Raw genomic sequence first — 24,173 nt, 5'->3', positions numbered from 1 at the left:
TTTTTAATATCTTTAAATATTTCGTTTTTTCGATGAGCAGGACTAGATTTATATTCGTTTCTTTCACCACTCAATCACAAATAGCATAAACACATGAATGATACGATGCGTAAAAAAGACAATAAAGTTATTTACTTTTAAACCTAAAACAAGCATAACCCCGTTCTAAATTTAGGACGGGGTTAAAATATAGTTGTATAATTTTCGATATAAGATACTTCACTGTACTTAAAAATATAACAATAAAGTCGTTTGAAAATCTAATTTTTATTCAACAATAGCGCCTATTGTTGAATAATGTTCAATTTTAAACGAATAAAGCCATTAATATTAAATTTTGATAGCCGTCATCCAATTTTACACCCTTTGCTTTTCTACCCTCTTCAAAAAATCCTAGATTCTTATATAACTGGATTGCACCTAGATTATCTTCCATTACCTCAAGACAAACTTTTTCAATCTTACTGTTATTTTTAGCCCAATTGATTAACGTTTCTAGAAGGGCTCTTCCAATACCATAATTTCGATATTCAGGTAGTATGGTCATCGCAAAAGCCCCTTGATGACTAATTTTTTCTTTGTTTCCGTTCTTAAAATCGATTGCACCGACTAACTTACCATCAACTTCAGCAATAAACTGTACATAATTTGGATTTTCATGATAAGCTTTTAACGTTTTTTGAATAGCATCAACACTCATCTTTTTTACACCCTCAACCGTACTTAGCATGTATGGAGCATTTATTAAAGCTTTTGAAGCAGCATTTAGCATTCTTTCTGCATCCTGTTCTTTAGCTTCTCTAATTATTACTGTTTTTCCATCCTTAGATTTATAAGTAAAAACATTAGTTGATAATATATTACACACACCCTTTCGGAATATACTTAATCGGATTTTTTAAATATTCCACAATTCTTAAGTAAGAGAAAGTCGTATCACCTTTTTCTGTAATCGCCCTCTTTTAACTTAATAACAATTATTTCAAATATTTTTAATTTTGACAAGAAATCGTATCGTTATATAGCTCGATTGTTGAATAGCATGACTAGCATTTTTTAACCGACTTTATTATTTCTTTACACGATGATTGATATAAGTATCACTTCACCAATACCATATCGCCCAATTATCACAGATTAAAAATAAAAAAGGATTGATCAAAAGATCAATCCTTTACTCTACTTCATTTAAGAAAAATAATGTTATAACGCCAGGTCCTGTATGTGCTCCAATTGCTGCACCAATTGTATTTACGATAAATACTTCACAGCCGAATCTTTCCGTAATTAATGCTTTTAACGCTTCAGCTGTTTCTAAGTCGTCGCCATGAGTCATTGCGATTGTTTGACCTTTAAGTTCTTTCCCGCGCTTTTCCATAATATCTACAATTCGGCCAAGTACTTTCTTTTTTCCTCTTACCTTTTCAAGTGGTACAAGTTTTCCTTCTTCAACATTTAAGATCGGCTTAATGTTTAATAAACCGCCGATAAAACCTGCTACTTTACTTAAACGTCCACCTCTAACAAGGTACTGTAAGTCAGCCACAGTGAAGATATGTTCCATATGGTTCATTAAAAAAGCGACACGTTTTAAAATATCTTCTTTTGATGCGCCGTCTTTCGCCATTTTAGCAGCTTCTAAAACGACAAGCCCTTGACCAAGCGAAGCACATTTCGTATCAATAATCTCCAAATCTAAATCTGCATATGTTTCTTTTACTTCCTCTTTAATGACAATTGAAGATTGATATGTACCAGACAGTTCAGATGAAAAAGCTAAATATATACAAGGGTTACCTTCTTTTGCATAAGAAACAAATTTTTCTTGGAAAGTTTCAAGTGAAGGCAATGATGTTCTATAAACAGCGCCTTCTCTCATTTTTTGCAATAATGTAACTGACTCTAATGTAACTCCATCTAAATACTCTGTTTCTGCTTCATCATATACACGGAGTGGAATTAAATCAATATCATATGCTTGCAGCAATTCTACCGGTAAATCCGCCGCACTATCCGTAATGATTTTAACACCCATTTTTAAACCTCTATTCTGTTATAAATATAAAATAATAAAATAAAAATAGTACTTTTAAATTATATACGTAAAACTTAAATGAAGAAAGGAAAACACTTTATATTGTATGCACTATTCTTCAAAACTTGAACTGTTAATAAAAATCATGCCATTTTAACCACTTTTTCCTGAAAATATATTATGTATAATGGAAATAGTAAAAGTTTTCTGAAGGAGGATGCATATGAGTATTCAACTGGCTACATATAATGATCTAGAATGGATTAATAATCAATACGAATCAATAGGATTTGTACGGAGCGATTTAAAGCGAGATAAAGTTGCAATCATTACATACAACAATGAGTACGCAGGTGTTGGACGACTAGTCAAAATAGATGATAATACTATAGAAATGGGTGGGATTTTTATTCTCCCTAAATTTAGAGGTCTACAATTAGCTGGGGAACTTGTTTCATTTTTAGTAGAAACTGCGAAAAAATTACACGTACAAAATGTGTATTGTCTTCCTTTTGAGGAACTAGAAAACTTTTATAAGAAATATGGCTATACTGAGGTCGATACTACGAAAGAAGTTGTCCATCCAATTATTCTAAAAAAATATAATTGGTGTTTAAAACATTATGATAAACATGTATTACTGTTTAAATTGTAAGTTTTCTATAATGGGGGTGGATACACTTTGTGTTACACCTCATATTTTAACAAAGATTTATCCATTTCATCTATTAAAAGAATTAGTTTTTTAAAGCGATCCATCAATTGTATTTCATATCTTTCCCAAACGCTTATTAGCAAGCTCATTTACAAACTTGCTAGCATTATTTTTAAGTTTCTCTAATACATTTTCCTGAAGAAATTTTTAACTAATTGATGTAGAAATGATTAATTATCTAATCCGCACCCAAACTTCCTGTTCTTGTAACAATTGCACAGTTAATTCCAATACAAGGTTTTGTATTAACTGATACGCGTTATCATGCGGTGTACTTCGTTCCGATATAAATTCAATACATTGAAAAATATAACCTTCTACGAGTAAGCTCCCTTTTTCAATTTTAGATGGATTATTTCCTTTCCTTATTATTTTTGGTAATAAAAACTCTTTTTTTGTTAAAATAATTTCCTGTGACACCTCTTTTATTTCTATAACTTTTTCTTTAAATACCACTTTTTCTCGTAAATTAATTTCACCTTTATACTTCCCTATTTCTATTGGGAATTTCGCAGGTATATAATTATTTACTCCTCCTTCATCTTCCTTATCTAAAATTATTCCGTGTATAGGAATCCACGAAGATGTTCCTACCCAATTCTCTTCCATATTACTTTTTATTTTTTGATTAGAAAGTTCTAAAAGCACTCTCTTTTCATAAAGGTTTGAAGAAACTAAATTACAATTAACTTCTCCTTGATAATGTTGCACTGTAGTTAATAACTTAGTATCCAATTCACGACCCCTTTCATCTTTTTGATTCCGAAATACAAATACTTCTTGATTTTTCACATTCATATTAGGGAATTTTATAAAACTAGTCACATCTGAAATAATAGAAAATGGGGTTTTTACTACTTTTGAACGTACTAAGGTCTCTATTTTTGATTCTGAATCTTGACGTTTTTTCTGTGACTCTGTTTCTTTACTCTTTTTCTCGGATTTAACTGCTTCTTCTTTTTTTGACTTTGTTTTTTTACTTTCTTTCTCTGATTCAATTGTTTCTTCTTCTTTTTTCGACTTTGTTTTTTTACTTTCTTTCTCTGATTCAATTGTTTCTTCTTCTTTTTTCGACTCAGTTTCTTTACTTTCTTTCTCTGATTCAATTGTTTCTTCTTCTTTTTCCGACTCAGTTTCTTTACTTTCTTTCTCTAATTCAATTGTTTCTTCTTTTTTCGACTCAGTTTCTTTATTTTTTTTCTCTAATTCAATCGCTTTATCTCCCTTTTTTGATTCTGTTTCTTTATTTTCTTTCTCTAATTCAATCGCTTTATCTCCCTTTTTTGATTCTGTTTCTTTATTTTCTTTCTCTAATTCAATTGCTTTATCTTCTTTCTCTGATTCTGTTTCTTCAATTTTTTCCTTTTTTCTTATTTCGCGTGCATCATCTTGAACATTCAGCTTTTTCCCTTTATAAACTTTGTTCCATATTTCCTGACCAACCCATGGATTTTTCATCACCATCCCCCCGTCTAATGAAATTCATAAAAATATGTTTTTTGTACGCGACCATTTCATCATTATATATGTTTTATAATAATAAAAAAGACATTGTCTTTTTATCAAAGACAATGCTTTTTTAGTTTTATACTTGTACTTGTTGTACTTGTAAAACTTTTAAAGTAAGATCTAGTACAATTTTTTCACGAAGAGTATCAAATGGTTCGTTTAGGTCTGTTGGACAAGGTGAAAAGTCTAATTCAAAAAATTGAGCGCTGACTAATTCGCAATACGGTTGTTCATTATAAAAAACTGTATTTTCGAAGAAGTATTTGTCTAAACGTGGTAGATCACCATTTTTAGGATTAATAAAGTGAGAAGTAGTATCTGAGGAAGCAGCCACTATAGCTAGTGATAGAAAATCACCAGCTGTTAAATCAGCAAAACCAGAAAATGGAACATTAGCAATGCGGTCATATAGCACTCCATTACACTCGTCATTTGCATATTCAATATTTTTACGAATATATCCTTGTACAAATAACTTTGCTCTTGTAACTCGACGGTAAGGTGTACCTGGTACTGGTTCGAATGCTACAGGAACTAACTTACATTGTGTTAAAAATGCATTTTTTAAGATACGTTTAATTTCAACCGCTGGAGGATCTAATGAAATATCAGATTCTACAACAATTTGAATTGTTCTTTCTGCTAATACAACCGGTATTTTTACAATTGGTGCTCCCGGAGTAGTAATTGGCGTTGCAGGTGCATCACTTAATGGTGTTTGGGTTTGTCCTACTACCTGACATGGTACATTAATTGGACATTGTTCACTCATATTTTATAATCTCCTTTATAATAAAATTTAGAGTTTTTTAACTCTCTTTACTGTATATGTACTTTTTCTATTAATGCGTGGGTTTGTATCATAGTCACTTTTATCAATTGCATAGTAAAAGCTTCAATTCCTCTTGATAGTTAAAAATACATAAATTAATATATAGAGCCTATACTGATATCTACCTATATAAAATAGAATTTCTCGACTTTTTTATGATAGAGCTAATAGGTGTTCCAAAATTAATTTTTCAAGAGTCTTTTATTCTATCTAACAAAGAATACATTTAATAAGAACCATCTGCCAACTTAATACTATCCACAAAACAGAACATCACGACTATTGTCCCCTTTATAAAAAATAAAAACCAGCTAAAAAAGCCGGTTTTTGTACTCAATAGATTATAAAATCACCTTATTATTGAAATAATCATTTTATTCCCTAATATTTCCATAGGAGTTTTTAACAATGCTATCGAAACATTCCAGTCATTTGTCTTTCCCTTTCTAAATTCTTTATTTTGTACAACTCTTACAATCTCTGATCATTCATCTATTATCCACAAAATAAGTATCATACGCCTTATCAAAAACATATCCTAGCTTTTCTGCTAGTTTGGCAGATGTCGTATTCGCTGCATCCCAGTTTGGGTATTTCCCCTTTTCTAAACAATCCAATATTAACGCTGCACTCACTACGGTCGCCAAACCTTTTCTTCTATGGTTCAGATCCGTCGCAACTTCAATTTCTATCCCCTTATCGTAAATACTATACGAGGATGCACCACATATAACTTCTCCGTTATACAAAATGCTATAACCTATACCTCGATTTAAATAATCTTCTACCGATTGAAATTGACTTGTAAAGTCTTCAGAAAGCTTATGTAGTGTAGAATCATTTGCAATATGCACATCTATTCTTCTTAACTCATATCCTTTTGGAAGTGTTGACATAAAAGATTGTAATTTTGAACGGTCAAAAACTTCCGAATTACGTTTGAATTTATAGCGTAAAAACTTATCTATTTTTCTTTCATAAAATATTTCTAAACGCTTTTTCCATTCTTCACTATTTACGATTACTAACATTTTTTCAGGAATATTACGTAATAACTCTTCTGTTTCTTTCACATTTGGATCTCCAGTATAAAATGTGAAAATCCCTACTGTAACTTGTGCTACTGTCGGATTTTCTAGATCGTTTACCCAGGCTCTTCCCATATGTCCTTGTAAATAAGAAAGTAATATAACATTATTAAAATCTTCGAACATGGAAACTAATTTTCTTCTAGTATGTATATTCGCTTCATATATCATTTACATTCCTGCTTTCTACAAATCAATATAACTCTACATTTTCATGAGGTAACTTATACCCTTTTTACACATCCATTTATTCGGCATATAAGCAAACACCCATTAGACTTAACTTTCATATAATTATAAATTATTCACAAATACAAAATCATTATAACATCAAATCAAAAAATATAAATTCACTTTTTCAATTTTAAAATATACATCTTATTATCCAAATGAAAACTATTTGTTGATAAAATTTTAACCATATACCAATCCAGTTGAATCGCTGTAAGATTGATTAATAAATAAGCTTTTTAAGGGGGATTATAAAATGACTGATTTCTATTCTCGCCTTTCAAAAAGTGACGCCGCTCTTATGCGTATGGCTCATGGCGGGGTTCAACTAATGAACTGGTTTAGCGTTGCAGCAGAATTACAGCGTGACTGGCGAAATGATGTTGAAGGCTTTGGAGCTTTACTTGCTAAACACCTTCCAAGTTATCAAAATATTATAGGAAGCTATATGGGAGCTCAAAAGGAATTTAGTAAATAAATTACTCAATTTTGGATAACTATGTAAACATAATAAAAATAGCAACAGCTATGTACATAATTAAGAAAAGGGCTGCTTCAATAGCCCTTTTCTTAATTGCTTTATCAATATTGTATGCTCTTCCGTCACTTTATTTAAATCAATTACATACTATTCCCCTAGCTTTTCTGTAATGGCTTCTTTCATATTTTGCTGCAAAAGACCGCATTATAGGAGATTATCCATAACAAATCATAGTACAACTAACCACTCTATTTACTTCTAACACCGTACATACGACAAAAGTGATTTTCCCGCCACTATAACGCTCCCATTATATGTAAAAACCCTCCTGTATTTTAAGAGGGTTAATCAATAGATACGTTATAACTCCTTCTTAGAAATAAAGGATTCCGTCTCACCATTTTTATATACTTTAGTCAATTTAACAACTGATTTGTACGTGTTATCATCATCGTTTATCATTTTTTTCAGCTCTTCTATTTCAGCATTACCAGTTCCACTCTCTATTTTTAAGCAGTTCGAAATGGAAAGGTATCCGCTTGATGCCAATATAAAAATAAAAATCGTATCAGGAAAATTAATAAATAACAATCCGTAGTTTAAAGGATCTCCAGCTGGATGCGATAAAAGCAGTCGAAAACCTACCAGTTCAGGCACTTGAACGAAATCTTTAGAAACAATTGCCTCACCTACTATAGTAATTTGCTTTACTACATTCCCGAGTTCATCTGTAAATTCAGTACATCTAGGTGGATTAATTGTGGTTGCTTGGAAAGACACATTTAATTCAGGATTGTTAAAATCAAAAAAGATTGTACTACCCTCCGTTAAACATTGCGGGCAAACATTTCCTAGCAAGCTAAAGTCCTCTTCAATATATTTAACTTTCGATTTACAACTACACACTTTTCCTATTCGAATTGCATCAATCTTTGAACAGTCTACAAATATTACCTCATTGTCTTGTTGTACAAATGATACAATGCCCTTCCTCTTGTTAAATGAAAGAAAATAAGATACATCGATTTCGTTTCCAGCTATTACGATACTTTCAACTTGAGTAAAAGGTTCTAGACTTTGTAAAAATTCACATATACTATTTTGACAACACCCACAATTTCGTTTCGGCTCGCAATCCACTTACATTCAATCCCTTCCCTATATGTTTTTATCTAATACATATAATATGAGCGGAAGATAAGAAAAGCTTGGACAATATAATATTAACGTAAGGAGATAGTTAACTACTCATTAGATTAATAAGGGAATTACACCAATTATAAGTAATAACACATATTTTTTACTATAAATACGTATAACAATTTCATCTTTCATGAAAAAAACGTTATAATAAGGTGTAGCCTCTACGATTACGTTATAAAGGAGATTAAAACAATGGCTAAAATTAAAGTATATCAAGCAAAAGAAGAAAATATGGACGCAGTAAAAAACATCATTGATGTTGAGGAACAAAACCCAACTGCTGAAAACTTACAAAATCTATACGCATGTGTATTAGAAACTGAAGATATGGCATTGCCTGAATCATACATTGAAGAAGATATCTTAATTGATTCTATGGAAGTTATGGTTAATGCTTCTCAAAGCAAACTAAGAGACTTAGGTACATATGATGTAATCGAAGTTCAAAACAAAGGTAAGAAAACACAAATTTTATTATTAGCAGACGAAGAATACGAAATCATCGAAGGCTAATTTAACACCGTACATACGACAAAAGCTCCTTTCAAATTTGAAAGGAGCTTTTTCATTAAGATTTTGATGTTTCACTCTTTATATTCTTTTGTTCTTTCTGCAACACCATGCGCTCATTTCCCATAAAGAAAATGAATACGAATGCTAAACCAGCTGGTACCAATGCCCACATGAATGTTTGAACGATTGAACTAGAAAGAGCGTCAATAATTTTATCTAATATTTGTGGCGGAATTTGAGTTCTAGCCGATTCTGATAAAATGGCTCTTGAATCTCCTAAAGCGTTTGAATTCATTCCCCCGCCCATACCTTTAAATGCTTCTTCTAATTGTTCTTGGAAACCTGTTCTTTGGATCATTCCGAAGATTGTAATACCAAGTGTCATACCTAATGAACGAATAAAGTTACTCGTTGAAGTCGCAGATCCGCGCTGTTCCATACCAAAGTTGTGAATTGAAGCCATGCTTAGTACCGAGAATGAGAAACCAACTCCGAATCCGATAATAATCATGTAAACCGTTAATATTGCCCGACTTGTTTCAGGCGTTAACGTGCTTAATAAGAATAATCCGATTAGCATAATAACAGCAGAAATAATCATAATGTTTCGGTAGCTAAGCTTTGTCGTTAAAAATCCGCCTAACTGTGCTGTTACGACTGACCCTAACATCATCGGTAAAAGTAACAATCCTGAGTTTGTTGCAGTCCCACCATATACACCTTGAATAAATAACGGAATGTACACAGTTGCTGACATAAATGCAGCTCCGTAACATAATGCAATAATTGTACTCATTCCAAACAGACGTTGTTTAAACATCTCAAATGAAATGATTGGTTCTTCTACTTTTCGTTCGATATAAATAAATGCGATTATTAAAATAGCGAATCCAGCAAATAAACTTAAAATAAAGCTAGAATTCCAATCATATTTTTGTCCGCCAAGTTCAAGTGCAAACATTAAAGAAACTACTGCACCAACTAAAGTAATTGCGCCGAACCAATCAATTTTTTGTTTTTTATGAACTCGTGATTCTTTATAAAAGAATGTAATAAAAATAAGTGCTAAAATGCCAAGCGGTAAGTTAATATAAAATACCCAGTGCCAACTAATATAATCTGTAATATATGCGCCAAGTAATGGCCCGAAAATACTTGATAATCCAAATACTGCTCCGAATAATCCACCCATTTTCCCGCGCTTTTCAGGTGGGAAAATATCAAACACGATAGTAAACGCGATCGGCACTAATGCCCCGCCGCCAATACCTTGAATGGCACGATAAATGCCTAATTGTGTAATATTTTCAGCAGTCCCACAAAGTGCCGAACCAATCATAAAGACGATTAAACCGAAAATAAAGAATCTCTTTCTTCCATACATATCTGATAGTTTACCGAAAATCGGCATACCTGCCATTTCTGCGACCATATAGGCAGAAACGACCCATACAAAGTTTTCAAGACCTCCTAAGTCACCAACGATCGTTCCCATCGCTGTTACGACAATGGTATTATCCATTGATGCCATTAAAATACCTAGCAATAAGCCCGCCACAATAAAGCCAAGCTTATTATTCTTCTCAACCATATCTCTTGCTCTCCCTCGCATTACTTATATTTGTTTATGTTCTTTTACGACTGCATTACCTTTTTGATTAAAACTAGTATGATATTCTACAACACTAATTTCACATCCAGGACCAATGGTAACGTTGTTTCCTCTTACTACTTCAGCAATTGTATGTTCTAAATAAATATCATCCCCTTCAACAATTGAAGTTTGGAGGTTTCCAGCATGACTAGTAAAAGGAATAAATCTTGATTTCTTACGCACTGTAATCTTTTTGCCACCGATTTCTCTTACTTTACTTCCTTCATAACGAAGTGAGATTTCAATATGTTCAGCATTAAGCAAACCATCACTTTCAAGACCACCAGTTAGTGATAATTCTTCTACTTCAATATCTCCCTTCACATTTAAAGCACCTTTCACATCTACGAAATCACCTGAAAACTTCCCTGTAACATCAATCATACCTCTAATTTTTGTTTTTTCAATATGAGCATCACCATGCATTTGTGTATTACCATATACTTTTACATATGCTGCATCTACATTTCCTTGTACTTCACTATCTCCATACACGACATAGTTTTTAACTTTCATATTGCCACGCACATCACTTGTGCCATATGTTTTAAACTCATTACAACTCATATCATTCGCAATTGTCCCTTCACCGCGAATCTTCACTTTGTTATAATCTCCGCCCGCTGAATTACCAGAACCATTTACTGTGAGACTATGTTGATGTTCCATACTGATTTCCCCCCTCCGTTAAACTTGCTTAATTTCTTTTACATTTGCGCTTTTATCAACAGTAATAACACCGCTATATTCAATCAGTTCAATCTCACAGTTCGGTCCTACTGTTACATTGTTTCCTCTTACTGTTTTTATGTGAGCATAATCAATATCGATATTGTCACCTTCTAACAATTCAGCTTCTAACTGCAAGCCAAATACTGATTTAAATAGTCTACTAAATGTACTCAATCTATGTCTTACTTTAATCGTTTGGCCGCCAATTTCTTTCGCTCTACATGTACCGTGAATATTTATATTAATCTCATCTGCGCTTAATAAACCACCGATTGTAAATTGTCCTTCTGAAGAAAAAATATCAACTTCACAATTCCCATCAATCGTCGCTTGACCGTTGATTTTAAATTCTTCACCCTTAACGTTTCCACCTATCGTACCTTTTCCTGCAATTTTTAAACTATTCGCCTTTACATCTTGTGTAATTGTTGCTTTCCCATCAATTCGCATCGTTTCTGTATTAACTGTACCATCGACTTTACCTGATCCACTAATTCTTGCGTTGCTACTGTTCAAATCACCAGTTACTGCACCATAACCATTACATTGAAATTCATCACATTCAACATTTCCGTTTACAGTGCCTTTTCCATTTAGTTGTACTTTATGAAATTCACCGCCATTGGATGAACCGTAACCATTTATAATTAAATTTTCTGTACGCATTATTTCTCCTCCACTACAACAGTTTAGTTTTTAATACTTCGGTATACTTCATAATCGCTTCTCGTAAAATAATCTTCGTTCCCTTTTCAAAAATTAAATCCTCAATATTTGATACTAAGAAACATGTAGAAATCCCTATTTTTCGAATCATAACTAAATCACAATTTTTATGTTTGATTGCTTCATAATTTTCTCGTAAAACTTGCAGAACCATTTTTCCTTCTTCTAAACTAACTTCTCCTGATTGTAGTAACTCTTCTAACATATACACATAAAGAATATCTACAAATCGAAAGTCTGTCGTTTTGTTCGTTTGCTCAATAAAAAATTGTAAAACAGGTTCTGATGTAATCCCTTTACGGATGAGATCTTCTTTCGTTAAAAGGATTTCTGTCACACTCGGTGAAAACATATTTGCTAATTCATCTAGTGATAAATCTTCTTTCATCGTTTGGATTTTATCAATACGCTCTAAAATCTTTTCTTTCGGAAAAAATGTCTCTTGACCAGTGAATGTTGACTTTCGTACAAACCAATCTTCCGGAATTAAATTTTTTCTCTTCCACCTGTATAACTGTCCGTATGAAATACCTGTAAGCTCTAATAAATCTTTTTTTGAAATTAAATCTGTACTCAACTGTATAACACTCCTTCCTAACAACAATGTAACATAACACTGTTACGTTGTAAATGGAATTATACTACAAGTAGCGTAACAATGTGTAAAACAAACTTGTTTCACATAGAAAAAAGGCTCTGACACATCTTCTGAAAAATGCGTAAGAACCTATATATATCAAGACTTAAACCATATTTCATAAAAATCAATCCAACCTTGCGAATTAATCATTATATTTTGTACTTTTTCATGTGTACTTACCTCTTGTTTGTTACGATATAAAGGAATAATATGAATTTGACGTAACAATGTGTCCTCAAGATCGCGTAACAGTGCAACTCTTTTCTCTACTTGTTCTTGTTTAAAATAAGGGGACAACATTTCATGAAAGTTCATGCTGCTATGCCCATGAATAAAACTGTTTTTTGTCAGAAACATATATAGCAAACTATCTTCTATTCGTTCACTAATTGTTGCGCTATCATGCATGATATCAGCTTTTTGTATCGTACTTATTTGCAATAGTTCTTCTATTTCAAGAAAATTAATCTCTACACAAATTCCATATTTCGCACACTCTTTTTGTATCCATTTTGCATCTTCAACGTGATCTCGTCCTTTAAATGTATACAGTTGTAGCACTTCATTATGATAAATACTTCTTTTCATTAAACTTTCTATATCTTCCTCTATCTCTACTATGCTGGCCTTTGCTGATATTAGTTCCTTTGCCACTTCTCCACGTTCTCCACCGAGTTCTTGAACGATTATATCGCCATGAATGATTTTATATAACGCTTTCCGAAATAACTTATCTTGCATTGGTCCTTCTTTCGTAAGATTGCATGTTACATAAGTCACGTTCGACTCAAGTCGAGACAGTTCTTTATTATGTTTCTCTTTATCTTTATACTGTGCCTTTACTAAAACATCATATGTATCTACACTTTGTTCTACATTCCACAACTCAACGCGATCTAGAAAAGGTCTCTCACGAAAATATAAATGATGCGCTTCCAGTATAAACAGATCTTCATTACTTTTGTATAACTGAAAAGGTCCTGTCCCTATTAATTTTCCTGCTTCATCTTCACTTACGATAGAACACTGTTCTAAACTTAGCATATGTAAAAACATCATATTTTCCGTATGTAATTTAATTTCTAAAACATATTCACCAACTGCATGAAAACTTTCCACATGCTGTAACATCCATGCGTGCGGGTTGTCTACAGCTGTCATGAATCGATTCAATGAATATATAACATCATGTGCAGTAAGGCGTTTTCCATTATGAAAGTGAACTCCTTTTCGTAAATAAAATGTCCATATTTTTTCTTCATCATTATATTCCCAGTGAAAAGCAAGTCTCGGCTCAATAGCAGTTCTTTCTTCATTGATATATACGAGTGTATCAAAAATATGTTTAACCATATGACATTCCGAGCGCATTGTAGCGTAAACTGGATCTAAAGCGATGTCCAGATTCATTTGTACTTGTAAACGGAGTACATCTTTTCTCCCTTCAGAAGTCATTTCAATTTTATGACCAAATATAGAATCAACCCAAGACTGGTATTCTCTCTTTACTGATGGAAAATGTGCGCTATAGCGTTCCACAAATGAGATCCCGCTTTTCACATCCCCTTTTTTCGTTATTTCTTTTCCTCTATCTAAAATCAATGGTGCCGGATTCTTTTTAAATATTAATTTAGAACGATTTCCTCTCCCGCGACCTGGAAACCAAGCGATCCAATGTAACTCTTCTAATTTTTTTATAATTAATTTACTATTACGCTCTGTACAAAATAAAGTTTCAGATATATTTTGCACTGTTATCTCTAATTGTTCTCCTTCTCGTTTCCCTTTCCCATAGGCAAACCATAATTCAATGTATTGATCTAAAATAAACATCATAATCCCCCTAAAAGGTGAAAAATACTCCCTTTTATTTCTACCCTTTTTCCATTTCTCCTTTCATCTTATCATTTCAATATAGAAAGGAGGAAATCAAATTGAACCATCTCTTACTACGTTACAATAAACCTATTATCATTAGACTGTGTGGTGAATTATTAACCCGAACAACGGAATCAATGTTAGCCCTCATTATGATTATATACGTTAATAAGATGTTAAACGGCAATATAATGATGACTATGCTTATTTTCGGACTACAACCACTTTCAGACATTGTCTTTACACTTATTGCTGGGGGCGTTACTGATAAATATGGGAGAAAAAAAATTATGTTACTCGGCCTATTGCTGCAAGGTGTTGCAATCGGTAGTTTTATTTTTGCTCAATCCATTTTTATATTTGCACTGTTATACGTCATTAATGGTATTGGTCGTTCTTTATACATTCCAGCTCAACGTGCGCAAATTGCCGATTTAACAAAACAAAAGCAGCAAGCAGAAATTTTTGCTCTCCTGCAAACGATGGGAGCAATTGGATCCGTAATCGGTCCTTTAATTGGTGCTATCTTTTATACTACTCACCCTGAATATTTATTTATGATGCAAAGTATTACACTTATGATATATGCAATAGTTGTTTGGACGCAGCTCCCAGAAACTGCTCCAGCAATTACAACGCCAAAACAAACACTTGAAGTAGCATCATCTCCAAAACAATTTGTACACAAACATTACGCTGTATTTGGACTTATGGCTTCTACACTTCCTATTAGCTTTTTCTATGCACAAACGGAAACAAATTATCGTATTTTCGCAGAACATGTATTTCCAAATTTCGTATTCATACTCGCATTTATTTCAACTTGTAAAGCCATTTTGGAAATCATTCTACAAATTTTCCTCGTAAAATGGTCTGAACGATTTTCCATGACGAAAATCATCCTTATTTCTTACGCCTGCTATACGATAGCCGCAATTGGCTACGGGCTTTCATCAACAATCTCGTCACTATTTTTCACATTACTCTTTTTAGTCATTGGAGAAAGTATTGCTTTAAACCATTTATTGCGATTCGTTTCAGAGATCGCTCCTACAGATAAACGTGGATTGTATTTTTCGATTTATGGCATACACTGGGATATATCTCGAACGTGCGGTCCTGTTATTGGTGCAGTATTATTAAGTAAACTAAACGGTAATATGCTATTTTATATTTGTGCATGTTTCTTAATAGTTGGAGGTATTGTTCAGGCACTTTTTGTTCAAAATTTAGAACGTAAAAAAATAAAGGGAAATGTCCAAAAAGATAATTCGCAACATACCCCTCAAGTTTTATAGGATGCTACTTTTTTAATAGATCGATATCTCTTATTAGATGAATTATAAAAAACGTTATCCTTCCCTATAAATCTATAGGTAGATAGCGTTTTTTTACTTGCTTTGTATTTTTTTCAAAAATATAATTGAATTATTTCGCCATATGAAAGTATGTATCATAAGGTCGGAAACATACCTTGTTTACAATTGAATACACCTCACTTTTAAAATAAGTGAGGTGTTCTGGAGATTATTTGATTTTTTATCCTGCCATTTTATTAATACTATCCTCTGGCGAAAATACCGAAATATGATATACCTTACCGATCGATTTTGGAATGATGAATTTTAACTCGAACTGATTGTTTACTTTATATACATATATTTGATCTTCACCATTTACTTTAACTGAAGTTGGTTTTCCTAACGCCTTTTCAATTTCTTTTAATGTAATTGACTTTAGTTCTGTTTGATATGAACGTACATCAAAAACTTGTGATCCTTTATTAAAACCGAAGACAACATTTTTATTTGTAAAGGTTGCGTACATTCCGCTCCCTGCTTGTTCTGTTTTATCTGCTTTCCCCCATGCTTTTTCTATTTCTTCGATATCTCCTGTATGAGCAGCAAATGGAACATTAGGTACTTTCCCTTCTTTCGCTAGTTCAAATAATTCTTTAACATAGTTAATTGATTTTTGGTTAAGAGTTGGACTTTTTGAATCTGGCCCTGTTGAAGGTTTTGTTGAATCTTGATTTTTGGGGTTATTCGCTGACTCGTTCTCTTTTTGAGGTGCAGTTCCTTCATTCTTTTGTTCCGTATTTTTTTCAGATGTTGGGTTCGTCTGTTTCTTTTCCTCATTATTCGTACAAGCCATCAATGTTAATACACATGTTAAAGTGAACAATATTCTCAAATGCGCTTTCATATTTTACTACCTCCCATTCGTAAACACTCTATAACATGATTTTTATCTTACATTGATTTCAAACAGGTTGAGATGTGTTGTTTTTCCTTACTATACACCTTCTCTTCTTACATGCTTTATCCTTCTTCTGTCACCTTGAATAAAGTACGTCACAAAAACGCAAAAAACCAACAGAAACTACGTAACATTTCCCTGCTGGTCTCATATTTTTAAGGTTTGAAATTTAATTACATCATTTCTTATTAGTAAACATATGATTCTCTCTACTCTTGTTTTAATGAAGTTGTATAATTTTTCTTTATAATATCTTTTATATGTATGATAAACGATATAAGGAATATCACTGCTAATACACCATTTATCCAATAATATGTATTTTCTTCTGTGTATTTATTATAAAACGATTGAACATTAAATAATAACAGAAACAGAGAAAACAAAGCAGAGCTTGCTAGCATGCCAAAACTTTTCACGAAATTCACCTCTTTTCTAAAATTTATGACCTTTATAATAATACATTTATATAAAAAGATTTTCAAATAGCAGATGAACTTATCTATACTTTAGTATAAATTAAAAAGAACCTGAAATAATACAGATTCTTTCCAAAATAACATATGTAGATAAGCTTTAAAAGCAAAACTAAGAGGTAAGTTATACTTTCTTTACGTATGTAGAAATCGTACTTTTTACAGTTTCAAAATTATGAGCAAATGTATTATCTCCACTCAGTGCCGTTATACATGTTAAACTTGCCGCTTTAATAAAATGTTTTACATCTACAAGCATTGAATTAGCCCCCATGAATTTAATTATGCACATTATAACAGATGTATTCCGATTGAAACATGGAAGAAATAAACAACCCTTCGGAAAATTCCATTTCCCCTCAACTTTTTAGCATACAACATACATGTACCTTTATTATATAATTAAAAAGCTGTCCAATATTGGACAGCTTCAAATATGTATATTACACTTCGATTGACTTACCATCTTCTACAATATGATAAAGTAAGTGCGCTAAATGATGAATTGGACCATATTCTTCCTCTTCTTCATTTGTTTCACCTTGGAATTCAAGATCATTTAAGTATAATGCTAAAAATTGATAGTATAATTTCAAATCAAATCCGTAGCAAGCACTTGGCTCTTCGTGATCTCCTTCATATTGTAACATTAAGTATTGATCATTTCCTTCTGCATCTTCTGCGTCAAAGAATACGAAGAAACCAACGTTTGTATCTAAATCAAATAGATGACGAGTACCTTTTTCTGTTGCTTTATTGAAGTCCTCTTCACTTAATTTATGTACTGTTGTCGCTTTTGCATTATCTTCTTGATGGAAATTTACTGTATATGATTTCAATGCTGACACCTCCTGATTGTATAACAGTAGCATAACAGATTAGGCCATATAATTCAAAGGGACTGCTTACAAATGTAAACAGCCCCCTGTATTCATTTTCGCATCGCCCGGAATATAAAGCTTACGATGAAAATCAAAATAATCGCACCTATTAAGGCTGGAACAATCGCATATCCACCTATAATAGGTCCAAATTTACCAAGTAACGCTGTACCAAGCCAAGAACCGACAATACCAGCAATAATATTACCAATTACACCGCCAGGTACATCCCTTCCAGTAATTAAGCTTGCAAACCAACCTAATATACCACCGACAATTAAAGACCAAATCATATGATAACCTCCTTTATAATTCACCAATCAAACTATAATCAGAAACAATTGCTTACCATTAGTTATGTTTCATTTTTCATAAGTTATTCATACAGCTCAACTATTAGATTATTTGAGAACGAAGCTCACTGGACAAATGATTTTACAACTTCACATTTTACATATTAGGGACAATCAGGCTTTAATATCGTCCTCATAAATTCTTCTTTAAAAACTGGATAATTAAAACCAACCGCAATTTTTTGTACAGGCCTATTATCAAACGTCGTTGGCTCAGCTATTTTTCTAAAATCCGCAACACTTTGTCCTCTCATTACATCATTCGTCGTACTAATCCAAACTGCTGATTTTTTATATTCGAAAATATCATCATTTATAAACGAAATAAACGGCAGTAAATCATGAATAGGACTCCCAGTAATACCCGGGTATTCCTTTTTATAAAAGTTCTCATAATAAAAATCGATCATTGGTTTAATGAGTTTCGCCTGTCCCGTTCCTTCTTTATTAATAATATCAAGCATTTCAGGAGTAATAAGCGCAGCCTGTGTTACATTTAACGGATATATAGTAGCGTTCTGCGCATACTTCATAACAATATTCGCCGCAATTGGATCGCCATAAAAATTCGCTTCAGACACGGGTGTAACATTACCTGGAAATAAGAAAGCGCCTCCCATAATATAATAAGAACAAATACGATTCATTACATTTGGATATAATAAAAATAACGTTGCAAGTGTTGTTAATCTTCCTGTCGCCACAATAACTATATCTTCTGGACAAAGCTCAATTAATTTAATTAATTCACAAAAATTTTCCCGTTTACAAATTCTCATTTCAGGTGGAATAATTGGCCCTAAACCGTGATCCCCATGAATTTCCGGGAAGAATAAAGGCTCTTCAGCTGTCATTGGTCTAGCAGCACCTTCGATGATTTTCACTTCTGTAGCATAGTATTTTTCTAAAAAATATACATTCTCTGTAACGATTTCTCGCGATACATTCCCATACTCTGCGACAATTCCTATAATATCTAATTTACAAGTTTTATTTGCATAAATTAACGCAACTGCATCGTCAATACCAAAGTCTCCAAAAAAGATAATTTTCTTATTAACAATCCTCACCTCTCTTCAGCATAATCTACTATTATTATTATGTGAAAAAGACAAGGCGGTGAAACGCTGCAAACTAAAAAAGCCGCCTATTTATTGGCGACTTCAATCTTTTTATAAGACAAATATGCTAATACATTCTTACTTGAATCGTATTTTGGATTGTTTCCTTTTCTCGGTTCTCTCATATGCGTTTTTTCAAATCCAGGAATGTCCGGCATTTTCTCCATAAATTCAAGCATTTCTTCTTCAGTTCCTTCAATACGTACGCGAATCATTATTGCAATTCCTCAATTCTCATTTTCTCAGTACTAAGTATAACGCACTTTGAAAAGACTTCAAGAAATTTATCTTTTTAATGTTGTACTTTTTTTACAAATAAACATAGCCATTTCAGTATAGAATGACTTTACTTTATTATTTTCAAATAGAATATGAAAGTATTCCTTCATTTCGTTTGGTGTTTTCATCATACACTCTGTTAATTTTTCACGCTTTTGCATAGGTACTTCCAGCATGTCACACCACCAGTCGAAATCAAACTTTTTATCGAAAGTGAAGCATGACTGCATTTGCAAACCATTTTTTTCTAATAAAGTAATCCATTCTGTCTTTTTCAAAGCTCTTTCATGACTCGGATCACGCTTTTTTTCTATAAAATTATAAAATGTATCATATTCATTATTTTCTGGCGAAACATTATCTATTAAAATAAATAATCCATCTTCTTCTAACGTTCGATTTACTTCATAAATAAATCGCGTCGGATTTGTAAAATGATGTGCTGCAATCCTGCATGTAATTGTATCAAATGCTTTATCAGCAAATGGCAATTTTTCAGCATGTCCAACGATAAAAGATACATTGTCATGCCCATTACCTAAAATGAATTTTTTCGCATTCTCTAACATTTTTTCAGTTAAATCTAATGCAACTACTTCTTTAAACAATGGTGCTAATAAATTTGCAACATGTCCACCACCAGTAGCAATATCAAGAAGACGATTATTATGACGAGGTTCAACTTGTTGAACTACATATTGTAAATCCAGTCCTTTAGCATGAATTTTACTTTTTACATACTTTTCTGCATTATTACCAAACTGTTGTTTCATAAGCTCTTCCTTACTCATTTTATCATCTTCCTTCTATTGTTATTAACATATATGATTCATATAATAATTAAAGTTCTCTTTATGTATTTTCAAATCCTCTTTTCAGCTCACCTCTTGTAATACAGACAGACCATCGTCAAAATGATATGAATATTACTTTAAAACAAAAAAGGTTATAGGAACTAATCCCCTAACCCAACTAAATATCTATTACATCTTTATTTCCTCATATATATCTATGTAATATAAATCCTCTTTCAACTTCATAATAACTTCTACTTCATTATAAGTAGCCTCTCGAGCATGTAAACCAAATTGATTCATGCCAATCCATATCCATCCAGGTGTATGATGAAGTATATCGATATTAAAACCATCTAACTTAGTAAGCTCCGATTTAATAAATGTATCTTTAATAGCGATTTGTTTGTCTATTAATCCATATTCTTTTCCATTTTCAAATAGCGATATAATTTTCCCTAAAATCGGATGTTCCCGAACAATAAAATGATATTCCCTTTCATCTACATTCGCCACAATCAAACGAAAATCAGATACATCAGTCCCAAAATTCGGCATATTCATTTTTTCACCCCCTTAATTAGCTTCAATAATATCATAACAAATGAATATTTAAATAAAGTTAATAAAATGTAAAAAATAAAAAAGCTGACTTCCCTTTAGGAATCAGCCTTTATATTTTAGTTACCTTTATACTTTTACAACCTATTACAATGTTTCCTTTTCCTCATCATTTCCAGAAACTAAATTTCCTATAGCATCTGCCGTTACTTCTACCACAAATTCACAAATACCTGCTACAACTTCTCCAATTACTTCATCCATCTTTTTCCCTCCTTATTTTATGTAACTTATTTGTAGTATAGAAGAGATTGGTTATTTTTAACTATCGGAAAAGGTGACAAAAACATTACAGATTTGTAAGCTATTTCAACATGCTAACATTTTTACTTCTACCTTTTGAAACCCAAAGTATGATTAACAGGTATATAGGCCACCATAATATAAAGCAAGTAATACATTCGATAGAGGAGGCGTGCAAAATCTATTACGTAAAATTAATTAAAGGAAAATCATTCTATGCGTTTGATCATCGTTACTTAGTGTCTGAAGAAGAAGAGGTTTCAGAAAAAATTTATAATTACTTACGACGTAATGAATTTTTCGAAGTTCGTAAAGAAGAATATTCTGCTTAATGTAGGAAGGGCATCAAGAAATACACCACCTACTCTTGGTGCTTTTATATTATTCCCCTATATTCAACCCTATTCTATTACTATCTTCTAATATACGTCCAATCTAATCCGTCATTACCTTCATATTTTAATATATGAGGAGGTGACAACCATAACTCATATCATTGATTACCAAGCTATTCAGCCAATAAATAAAACTGATGCAACTACTTTTACAATTCCCGATTCCCCAAACAAAGCAATTCTAGCAAATATTGAATTAAAAATTCCAATAAAAGATTCACGTGATAATCGAGTAGAATTAATTGCTACAGTTGGAGTTAAAGGTATAACTGATATATCACAAATATTGTTTAGGGTTTTCCGTAACAACATTGAAATTTTCAACACACAAGTAAGTATTAGATCTACAGATTCTGAACAATATTACGTTGAAACATTTCAAACAATTAATAAAAATATAAGCTGTGGGATTCACGAATACACTTTAACTGTGGAAAATTTAACAAGTGCTGCAAGTGCAGATGTTATTGGCCCCCTCACCTTTAGTGCATTAGCAATTGGACAAGGTCATAATAGTTATTAAGCAACTCTATTTACAAAGTGTATTTTAGAAAAGTGAGACGTACTATTACGCTCTTGCTTTTTTTATTTTTTATATGTAATTAATTCAAAGTTCATTTTATTTTTAATGCTTATTTTATCAACTCATAAATCCAATTTTCGCCAAATCAAAAAGATTGAAATCCACTAATGAAACACGTAATATAGACTCTGACTCGAAAAAAGTTCGTAAAAAAATACTACATAAATAAGGAGGTTTTATATACGAGTTTTTCACTTTAAAAGACGGAGAGGTTTTACATTATGTGGCGTAATAAAAATGTTTGGATCGTTTTAATTGGGGAGTTTATTGCTGGTCTAGGTTTATGGCTTGGTATTCTTGGCAACCTAGAATTTATGCAAAAATATGTCCCTTCTGATTTTATGAAATCAGTTATATTATTTATCGGACTATTAGCAGGTGTTCTTGTTGGTCCAATGGCTGGTCGGGTCATCGATCAGTATGATAAGAAAAAAGTTCTTCTTTATGCTGGGTTTGGTCGGGTTTTAAGTGTTATTTTTATGTTTTTCGCTATTCAATTTGAAAGTATAGCCTTTATGATCGCCTTTATGGTTGCACTTCAAATTTCAGCCGCATTTTATTTCCCTGCATTACAATCTGTAATTCCACTCATCGTACGTGAACATGAGTTATTACAAATGAACGGTGTACATATGAATGTTGGTACAATCGCTCGTATTGCAGGTACTTCACTAGGTGGAATTCTTTTAGTTGTAATGAGTTTACAATATATGTATGCCTTCTCAATGGCTGCATATGCTCTATTGTTCCTTTCAACTTTCTTTCTACAATTTGAAGATAAAAAATCAACAGTGCCAAGTAAACAGGCTGCAAAAGATAATAGTTTTATGGAAGTATTTCGTATTTTAAAAGGAATTCCTATTGCTTTCACAGCACTTATATTAAGTATCATCCCACTATTATTTATTGCTGGTTTTAATTTAATGGTTATTAACATTAGTGAAATGCAACATGATCCAACGATTAAAGGATTCATATATACAATTGAAGGTGTTGCATTTATGTTAGGTGCCTTCGTTATTAAACGTTTATCTGATCATTTTAAACCTGAAAAATTACTATATTTCTTCGCAGTTTGTACCGCTTTTGCACACCTTTCATTGTTCTTTAGCGATATAAAATGGATGGCTCTTACATCATTTGGTTTGTTTGGCTTTAGTGTCGGCTGTTTCTTCCCTATTATGTCGACAATTTTCCAAACGAAAGTAGAAAAAAGCTATCACGGCCGCCTCTTCTCATTCCGTAATATGTTTGAGAGAGTTATGTTCCAAATTGTCTTACTTGGAACTGGCTTCTTCTTAGATACGATTGGGTTGCAATATATGGTTCTCATCTTCGGAGTCGATTCGTTGTTGATTATTTCTATTTCCCTTTCTAAACAGAAACATTATGAAAAACAACCTTCGCAATCTGCGAATTTATAACGTAAACATTATTGGGCATGGATTCAGTTTTATACTGGGCCATGCCTTTTTGTTTTATAAAAAACCATTTAATATGTTAAGTGAAACGATTTAAAGGAGTCCCCCTTTCGCTTTCGAATATAGTATATAAATAATAAATAAAGGAGTTGCAAAAATGTATGATGGCATGCAGTTATTTATTATCTTTATTTTTGTAATAGTTATATTTAGCATCCTAAACTTTTTAACCATTTCCCTTTCTCAACATAGCTTTAAAAGGCGAATTGTGGCAGGTTTCGTTTTCTTATTGTTAACTCCCATTGTCTTTTTGACTACTACAGCATTCGCTTCTTTATTCGATAAAAGTGGATTTAGCGTAGGTACGTTAGCCTTTATTATTGCAAGTGTATATATTTTAAATGGAATAGTCATCCTACTTTCCTCCTCATTTATCCTCAAAAAGGCATAGCCAAAATTATACTGATAGGCATGAATAACTAGTAATACGCTAAATTCATGTCTTTTATT

General features: G+C 32.3%; 27 protein-coding genes and 1 pseudogene. 8 read left to right on the top strand and 20 right to left on the bottom strand.

The window, feature by feature from the left end; all coding sequences use genetic code 11:
* Positions 1-307: 307 nt before the first annotated feature.
* Both JDS92_RS16120 and JDS92_RS16115 read right to left on the bottom strand, forming a co-directional pair.
* On the bottom strand, positions 308-868 hold the full coding sequence (locus JDS92_RS16120; protein WP_015000610.1) for a GNAT family N-acetyltransferase: 561 nt from the start codon (positions 866-868) through the stop codon (positions 308-310).
* A gap of 306 nt (positions 869-1,174) precedes the next feature.
* Positions 1,175-2,035 (bottom strand): DegV family protein, encoded by an 861-nt coding sequence (locus JDS92_RS16115; protein WP_097957346.1) that lies wholly within the window; start codon positions 2,033-2,035, stop codon positions 1,175-1,177.
* 223 nt (positions 2,036-2,258) lie between these two features.
* Between JDS92_RS16115 and JDS92_RS16110 the strand changes: the two genes are divergently transcribed.
* A complete protein-coding gene (locus tag JDS92_RS16110) occupies positions 2,259-2,690 on the top strand; it encodes a GNAT family N-acetyltransferase (protein WP_087969921.1) in 432 nt (143 codons plus the stop codon).
* Positions 2,691-2,924: 234 nt separating this feature from the next.
* Here the strand turns inward: JDS92_RS16110 and JDS92_RS16105 are convergent, their stop codons facing one another.
* The 3 genes from JDS92_RS16105 to JDS92_RS16095 form a co-directional block, all read right to left on the bottom strand.
* Positions 2,925-4,208, bottom strand: a complete 1,284-nt coding sequence (locus JDS92_RS16105; RefSeq protein ID WP_199632145.1) for a BC_2427 family protein — start codon at positions 4,206-4,208, stop codon at positions 2,925-2,927.
* A 127-nt stretch (positions 4,209-4,335) separates the two neighbouring features.
* Positions 4,336-5,031, bottom strand: a complete 696-nt coding sequence (locus tag JDS92_RS16100; RefSeq protein WP_001294998.1) for a CsxC family protein — start codon at positions 5,029-5,031, stop codon at positions 4,336-4,338.
* A 548-nt stretch (positions 5,032-5,579) separates the two neighbouring features.
* Complete coding sequence (locus JDS92_RS16095) at positions 5,580-6,350, bottom strand: GNAT family N-acetyltransferase (RefSeq protein WP_098711981.1); 771 nt, start codon at positions 6,348-6,350, stop codon at positions 5,580-5,582.
* Between the two features lie 340 nt (positions 6,351-6,690).
* On the opposite strand from JDS92_RS16095, the pseudogene JDS92_RS16090 reads away from it, so the two are divergent.
* Positions 6,691-6,888: pseudogene (locus tag JDS92_RS16090) on the top strand (isochorismatase hydrolase); the annotation flags it as partial.
* Positions 6,889-7,251: 363 nt separating this feature from the next.
* Here the strand turns inward: JDS92_RS16090 and JDS92_RS16085 are convergent.
* Entirely contained in the window at positions 7,252-8,031 is a 780-nt protein-coding gene (locus JDS92_RS16085; RefSeq protein ID WP_098711980.1) for a BC_2878 family exosporium-associated protein, read from the bottom strand.
* A gap of 255 nt (positions 8,032-8,286) precedes the next feature.
* On the opposite strand from JDS92_RS16085, the gene JDS92_RS16080 reads away from it, so the two are divergent.
* A complete protein-coding gene (locus JDS92_RS16080) occupies positions 8,287-8,607 on the top strand; it encodes a hypothetical protein (protein WP_001062729.1) in 321 nt (106 codons plus the stop codon).
* Between the two features lie 55 nt (positions 8,608-8,662).
* On the opposite strand, the gene JDS92_RS16075 is transcribed toward JDS92_RS16080, so the two are convergent.
* The 5 genes from JDS92_RS16075 to JDS92_RS16055 form a co-directional block, all read right to left on the bottom strand.
* On the bottom strand, positions 8,663-10,198 hold the full coding sequence (locus JDS92_RS16075; protein ID WP_106080553.1) for an MDR family MFS transporter: 1,536 nt from the start codon (positions 10,196-10,198) through the stop codon (positions 8,663-8,665).
* 24 nt (positions 10,199-10,222) lie between these two features.
* Positions 10,223-10,930, bottom strand: coding sequence for a hypothetical protein (locus JDS92_RS16070; protein ID WP_000401015.1), 708 nt, complete (start codon positions 10,928-10,930; stop codon positions 10,223-10,225).
* Positions 10,931-10,948: 18 nt separating this feature from the next.
* The gene (locus JDS92_RS16065; protein ID WP_001258574.1) at positions 10,949-11,659 is read right to left on the bottom strand and encodes a polymer-forming cytoskeletal protein; all 711 of its coding nucleotides are present in this window, start codon (positions 11,657-11,659) and stop codon (positions 10,949-10,951) included.
* 13 nt (positions 11,660-11,672) lie between these two features.
* Positions 11,673-12,296: a YhbD family protein gene (locus JDS92_RS16060; RefSeq protein ID WP_098711977.1), complete on the bottom strand. Its 624-nt coding sequence runs from the start codon at positions 12,294-12,296 to the stop codon at positions 11,673-11,675.
* 159 nt (positions 12,297-12,455) lie between these two features.
* Positions 12,456-14,192 carry an ABC transporter substrate-binding protein gene (locus tag JDS92_RS16055; RefSeq protein WP_098711976.1) on the bottom strand — a complete coding sequence of 579 codons (1,737 nt, stop codon included), beginning with the start codon at positions 14,190-14,192 and terminating at the stop codon, positions 12,456-12,458.
* A 101-nt stretch (positions 14,193-14,293) separates the two neighbouring features.
* Between JDS92_RS16055 and JDS92_RS16050 the strand changes: the two genes are divergently transcribed.
* Positions 14,294-15,535: an MDR family MFS transporter gene (locus JDS92_RS16050; protein ID WP_098912152.1), complete on the top strand. Its 1,242-nt coding sequence runs from the start codon at positions 14,294-14,296 to the stop codon at positions 15,533-15,535.
* Positions 15,536-15,776: 241 nt separating this feature from the next.
* On the opposite strand, the gene JDS92_RS16045 is transcribed toward JDS92_RS16050, so the two are convergent.
* The 9 genes from JDS92_RS16045 to JDS92_RS16005 form a co-directional block, all read right to left on the bottom strand.
* On the bottom strand, positions 15,777-16,442 hold the full coding sequence (locus JDS92_RS16045; RefSeq protein WP_098106678.1) for a YjgB family protein: 666 nt from the start codon (positions 16,440-16,442) through the stop codon (positions 15,777-15,779).
* Between the two features lie 263 nt (positions 16,443-16,705).
* A complete protein-coding gene (locus JDS92_RS16040) occupies positions 16,706-16,915 on the bottom strand; it encodes a hypothetical protein (protein ID WP_000834516.1) in 210 nt (69 codons plus the stop codon).
* Between the two features lie 181 nt (positions 16,916-17,096).
* Positions 17,097-17,231, bottom strand: a complete 135-nt coding sequence (locus JDS92_RS16035) for a chorismate mutase (protein ID WP_199632144.1) — start codon at positions 17,229-17,231, stop codon at positions 17,097-17,099.
* Between the two features lie 184 nt (positions 17,232-17,415).
* Entirely contained in the window at positions 17,416-17,811 is a 396-nt protein-coding gene (locus tag JDS92_RS16030; RefSeq protein WP_000844593.1) for a hypothetical protein, read from the bottom strand.
* 92 nt (positions 17,812-17,903) lie between these two features.
* A complete protein-coding gene (locus tag JDS92_RS16025) occupies positions 17,904-18,146 on the bottom strand; it encodes a GlsB/YeaQ/YmgE family stress response membrane protein (protein ID WP_000638302.1) in 243 nt (80 codons plus the stop codon).
* Positions 18,147-18,310: 164 nt separating this feature from the next.
* Complete coding sequence (locus JDS92_RS16020) at positions 18,311-19,276, bottom strand: nucleoside hydrolase (RefSeq protein WP_098711972.1); 966 nt, start codon at positions 19,274-19,276, stop codon at positions 18,311-18,313.
* Positions 19,277-19,353: 77 nt separating this feature from the next.
* Positions 19,354-19,542, bottom strand: coding sequence for a DUF3970 family protein (locus tag JDS92_RS16015; protein WP_000621879.1), 189 nt, complete (start codon positions 19,540-19,542; stop codon positions 19,354-19,356).
* Between the two features lie 69 nt (positions 19,543-19,611).
* Positions 19,612-20,397: a class I SAM-dependent methyltransferase gene (locus tag JDS92_RS16010; protein ID WP_098711971.1), complete on the bottom strand. Its 786-nt coding sequence runs from the start codon at positions 20,395-20,397 to the stop codon at positions 19,612-19,614.
* Between the two features lie 192 nt (positions 20,398-20,589).
* Positions 20,590-20,958 carry a hypothetical protein gene (locus JDS92_RS16005; RefSeq protein WP_033657361.1) on the bottom strand — a complete coding sequence of 123 codons (369 nt, stop codon included), beginning with the start codon at positions 20,956-20,958 and terminating at the stop codon, positions 20,590-20,592.
* Positions 20,959-21,443: 485 nt separating this feature from the next.
* Between JDS92_RS16005 and JDS92_RS30890 the strand changes: the two genes are divergently transcribed.
* The 4 genes from JDS92_RS30890 to JDS92_RS15985 all read left to right on the top strand — a co-directional run bounded on the left by JDS92_RS30890 (position 21,444) and on the right by JDS92_RS15985 (position 24,114).
* Positions 21,444-21,596, top strand: a complete 153-nt coding sequence (locus JDS92_RS30890) for a YqbF domain-containing protein (protein WP_079996667.1) — start codon at positions 21,444-21,446, stop codon at positions 21,594-21,596.
* A gap of 151 nt (positions 21,597-21,747) precedes the next feature.
* Positions 21,748-22,182, top strand: coding sequence for a hypothetical protein (locus JDS92_RS15995; protein WP_033657360.1), 435 nt, complete (start codon positions 21,748-21,750; stop codon positions 22,180-22,182).
* A gap of 281 nt (positions 22,183-22,463) precedes the next feature.
* Complete coding sequence (locus JDS92_RS15990) at positions 22,464-23,666, top strand: MFS transporter (protein WP_199632143.1); 1,203 nt, start codon at positions 22,464-22,466, stop codon at positions 23,664-23,666.
* A gap of 154 nt (positions 23,667-23,820) precedes the next feature.
* A complete protein-coding gene (locus JDS92_RS15985; protein WP_087951064.1) occupies positions 23,821-24,114 on the top strand; it encodes a hypothetical protein in 294 nt (97 codons plus the stop codon).
* Positions 24,115-24,173: the final 59 nt, after the last annotated feature.

This window comes from Bacillus cereus group sp. N12 (assembly GCF_016483575.1).
In the GTDB taxonomy this organism is placed as follows: domain Bacteria; phylum Bacillota; class Bacilli; order Bacillales; family Bacillaceae_G; genus Bacillus_A; species Bacillus_A toyonensis.
The sequence above is the reverse complement of the archived record's forward strand: the minus strand, read 5'-3'. Positions and strand labels throughout refer to the sequence as shown.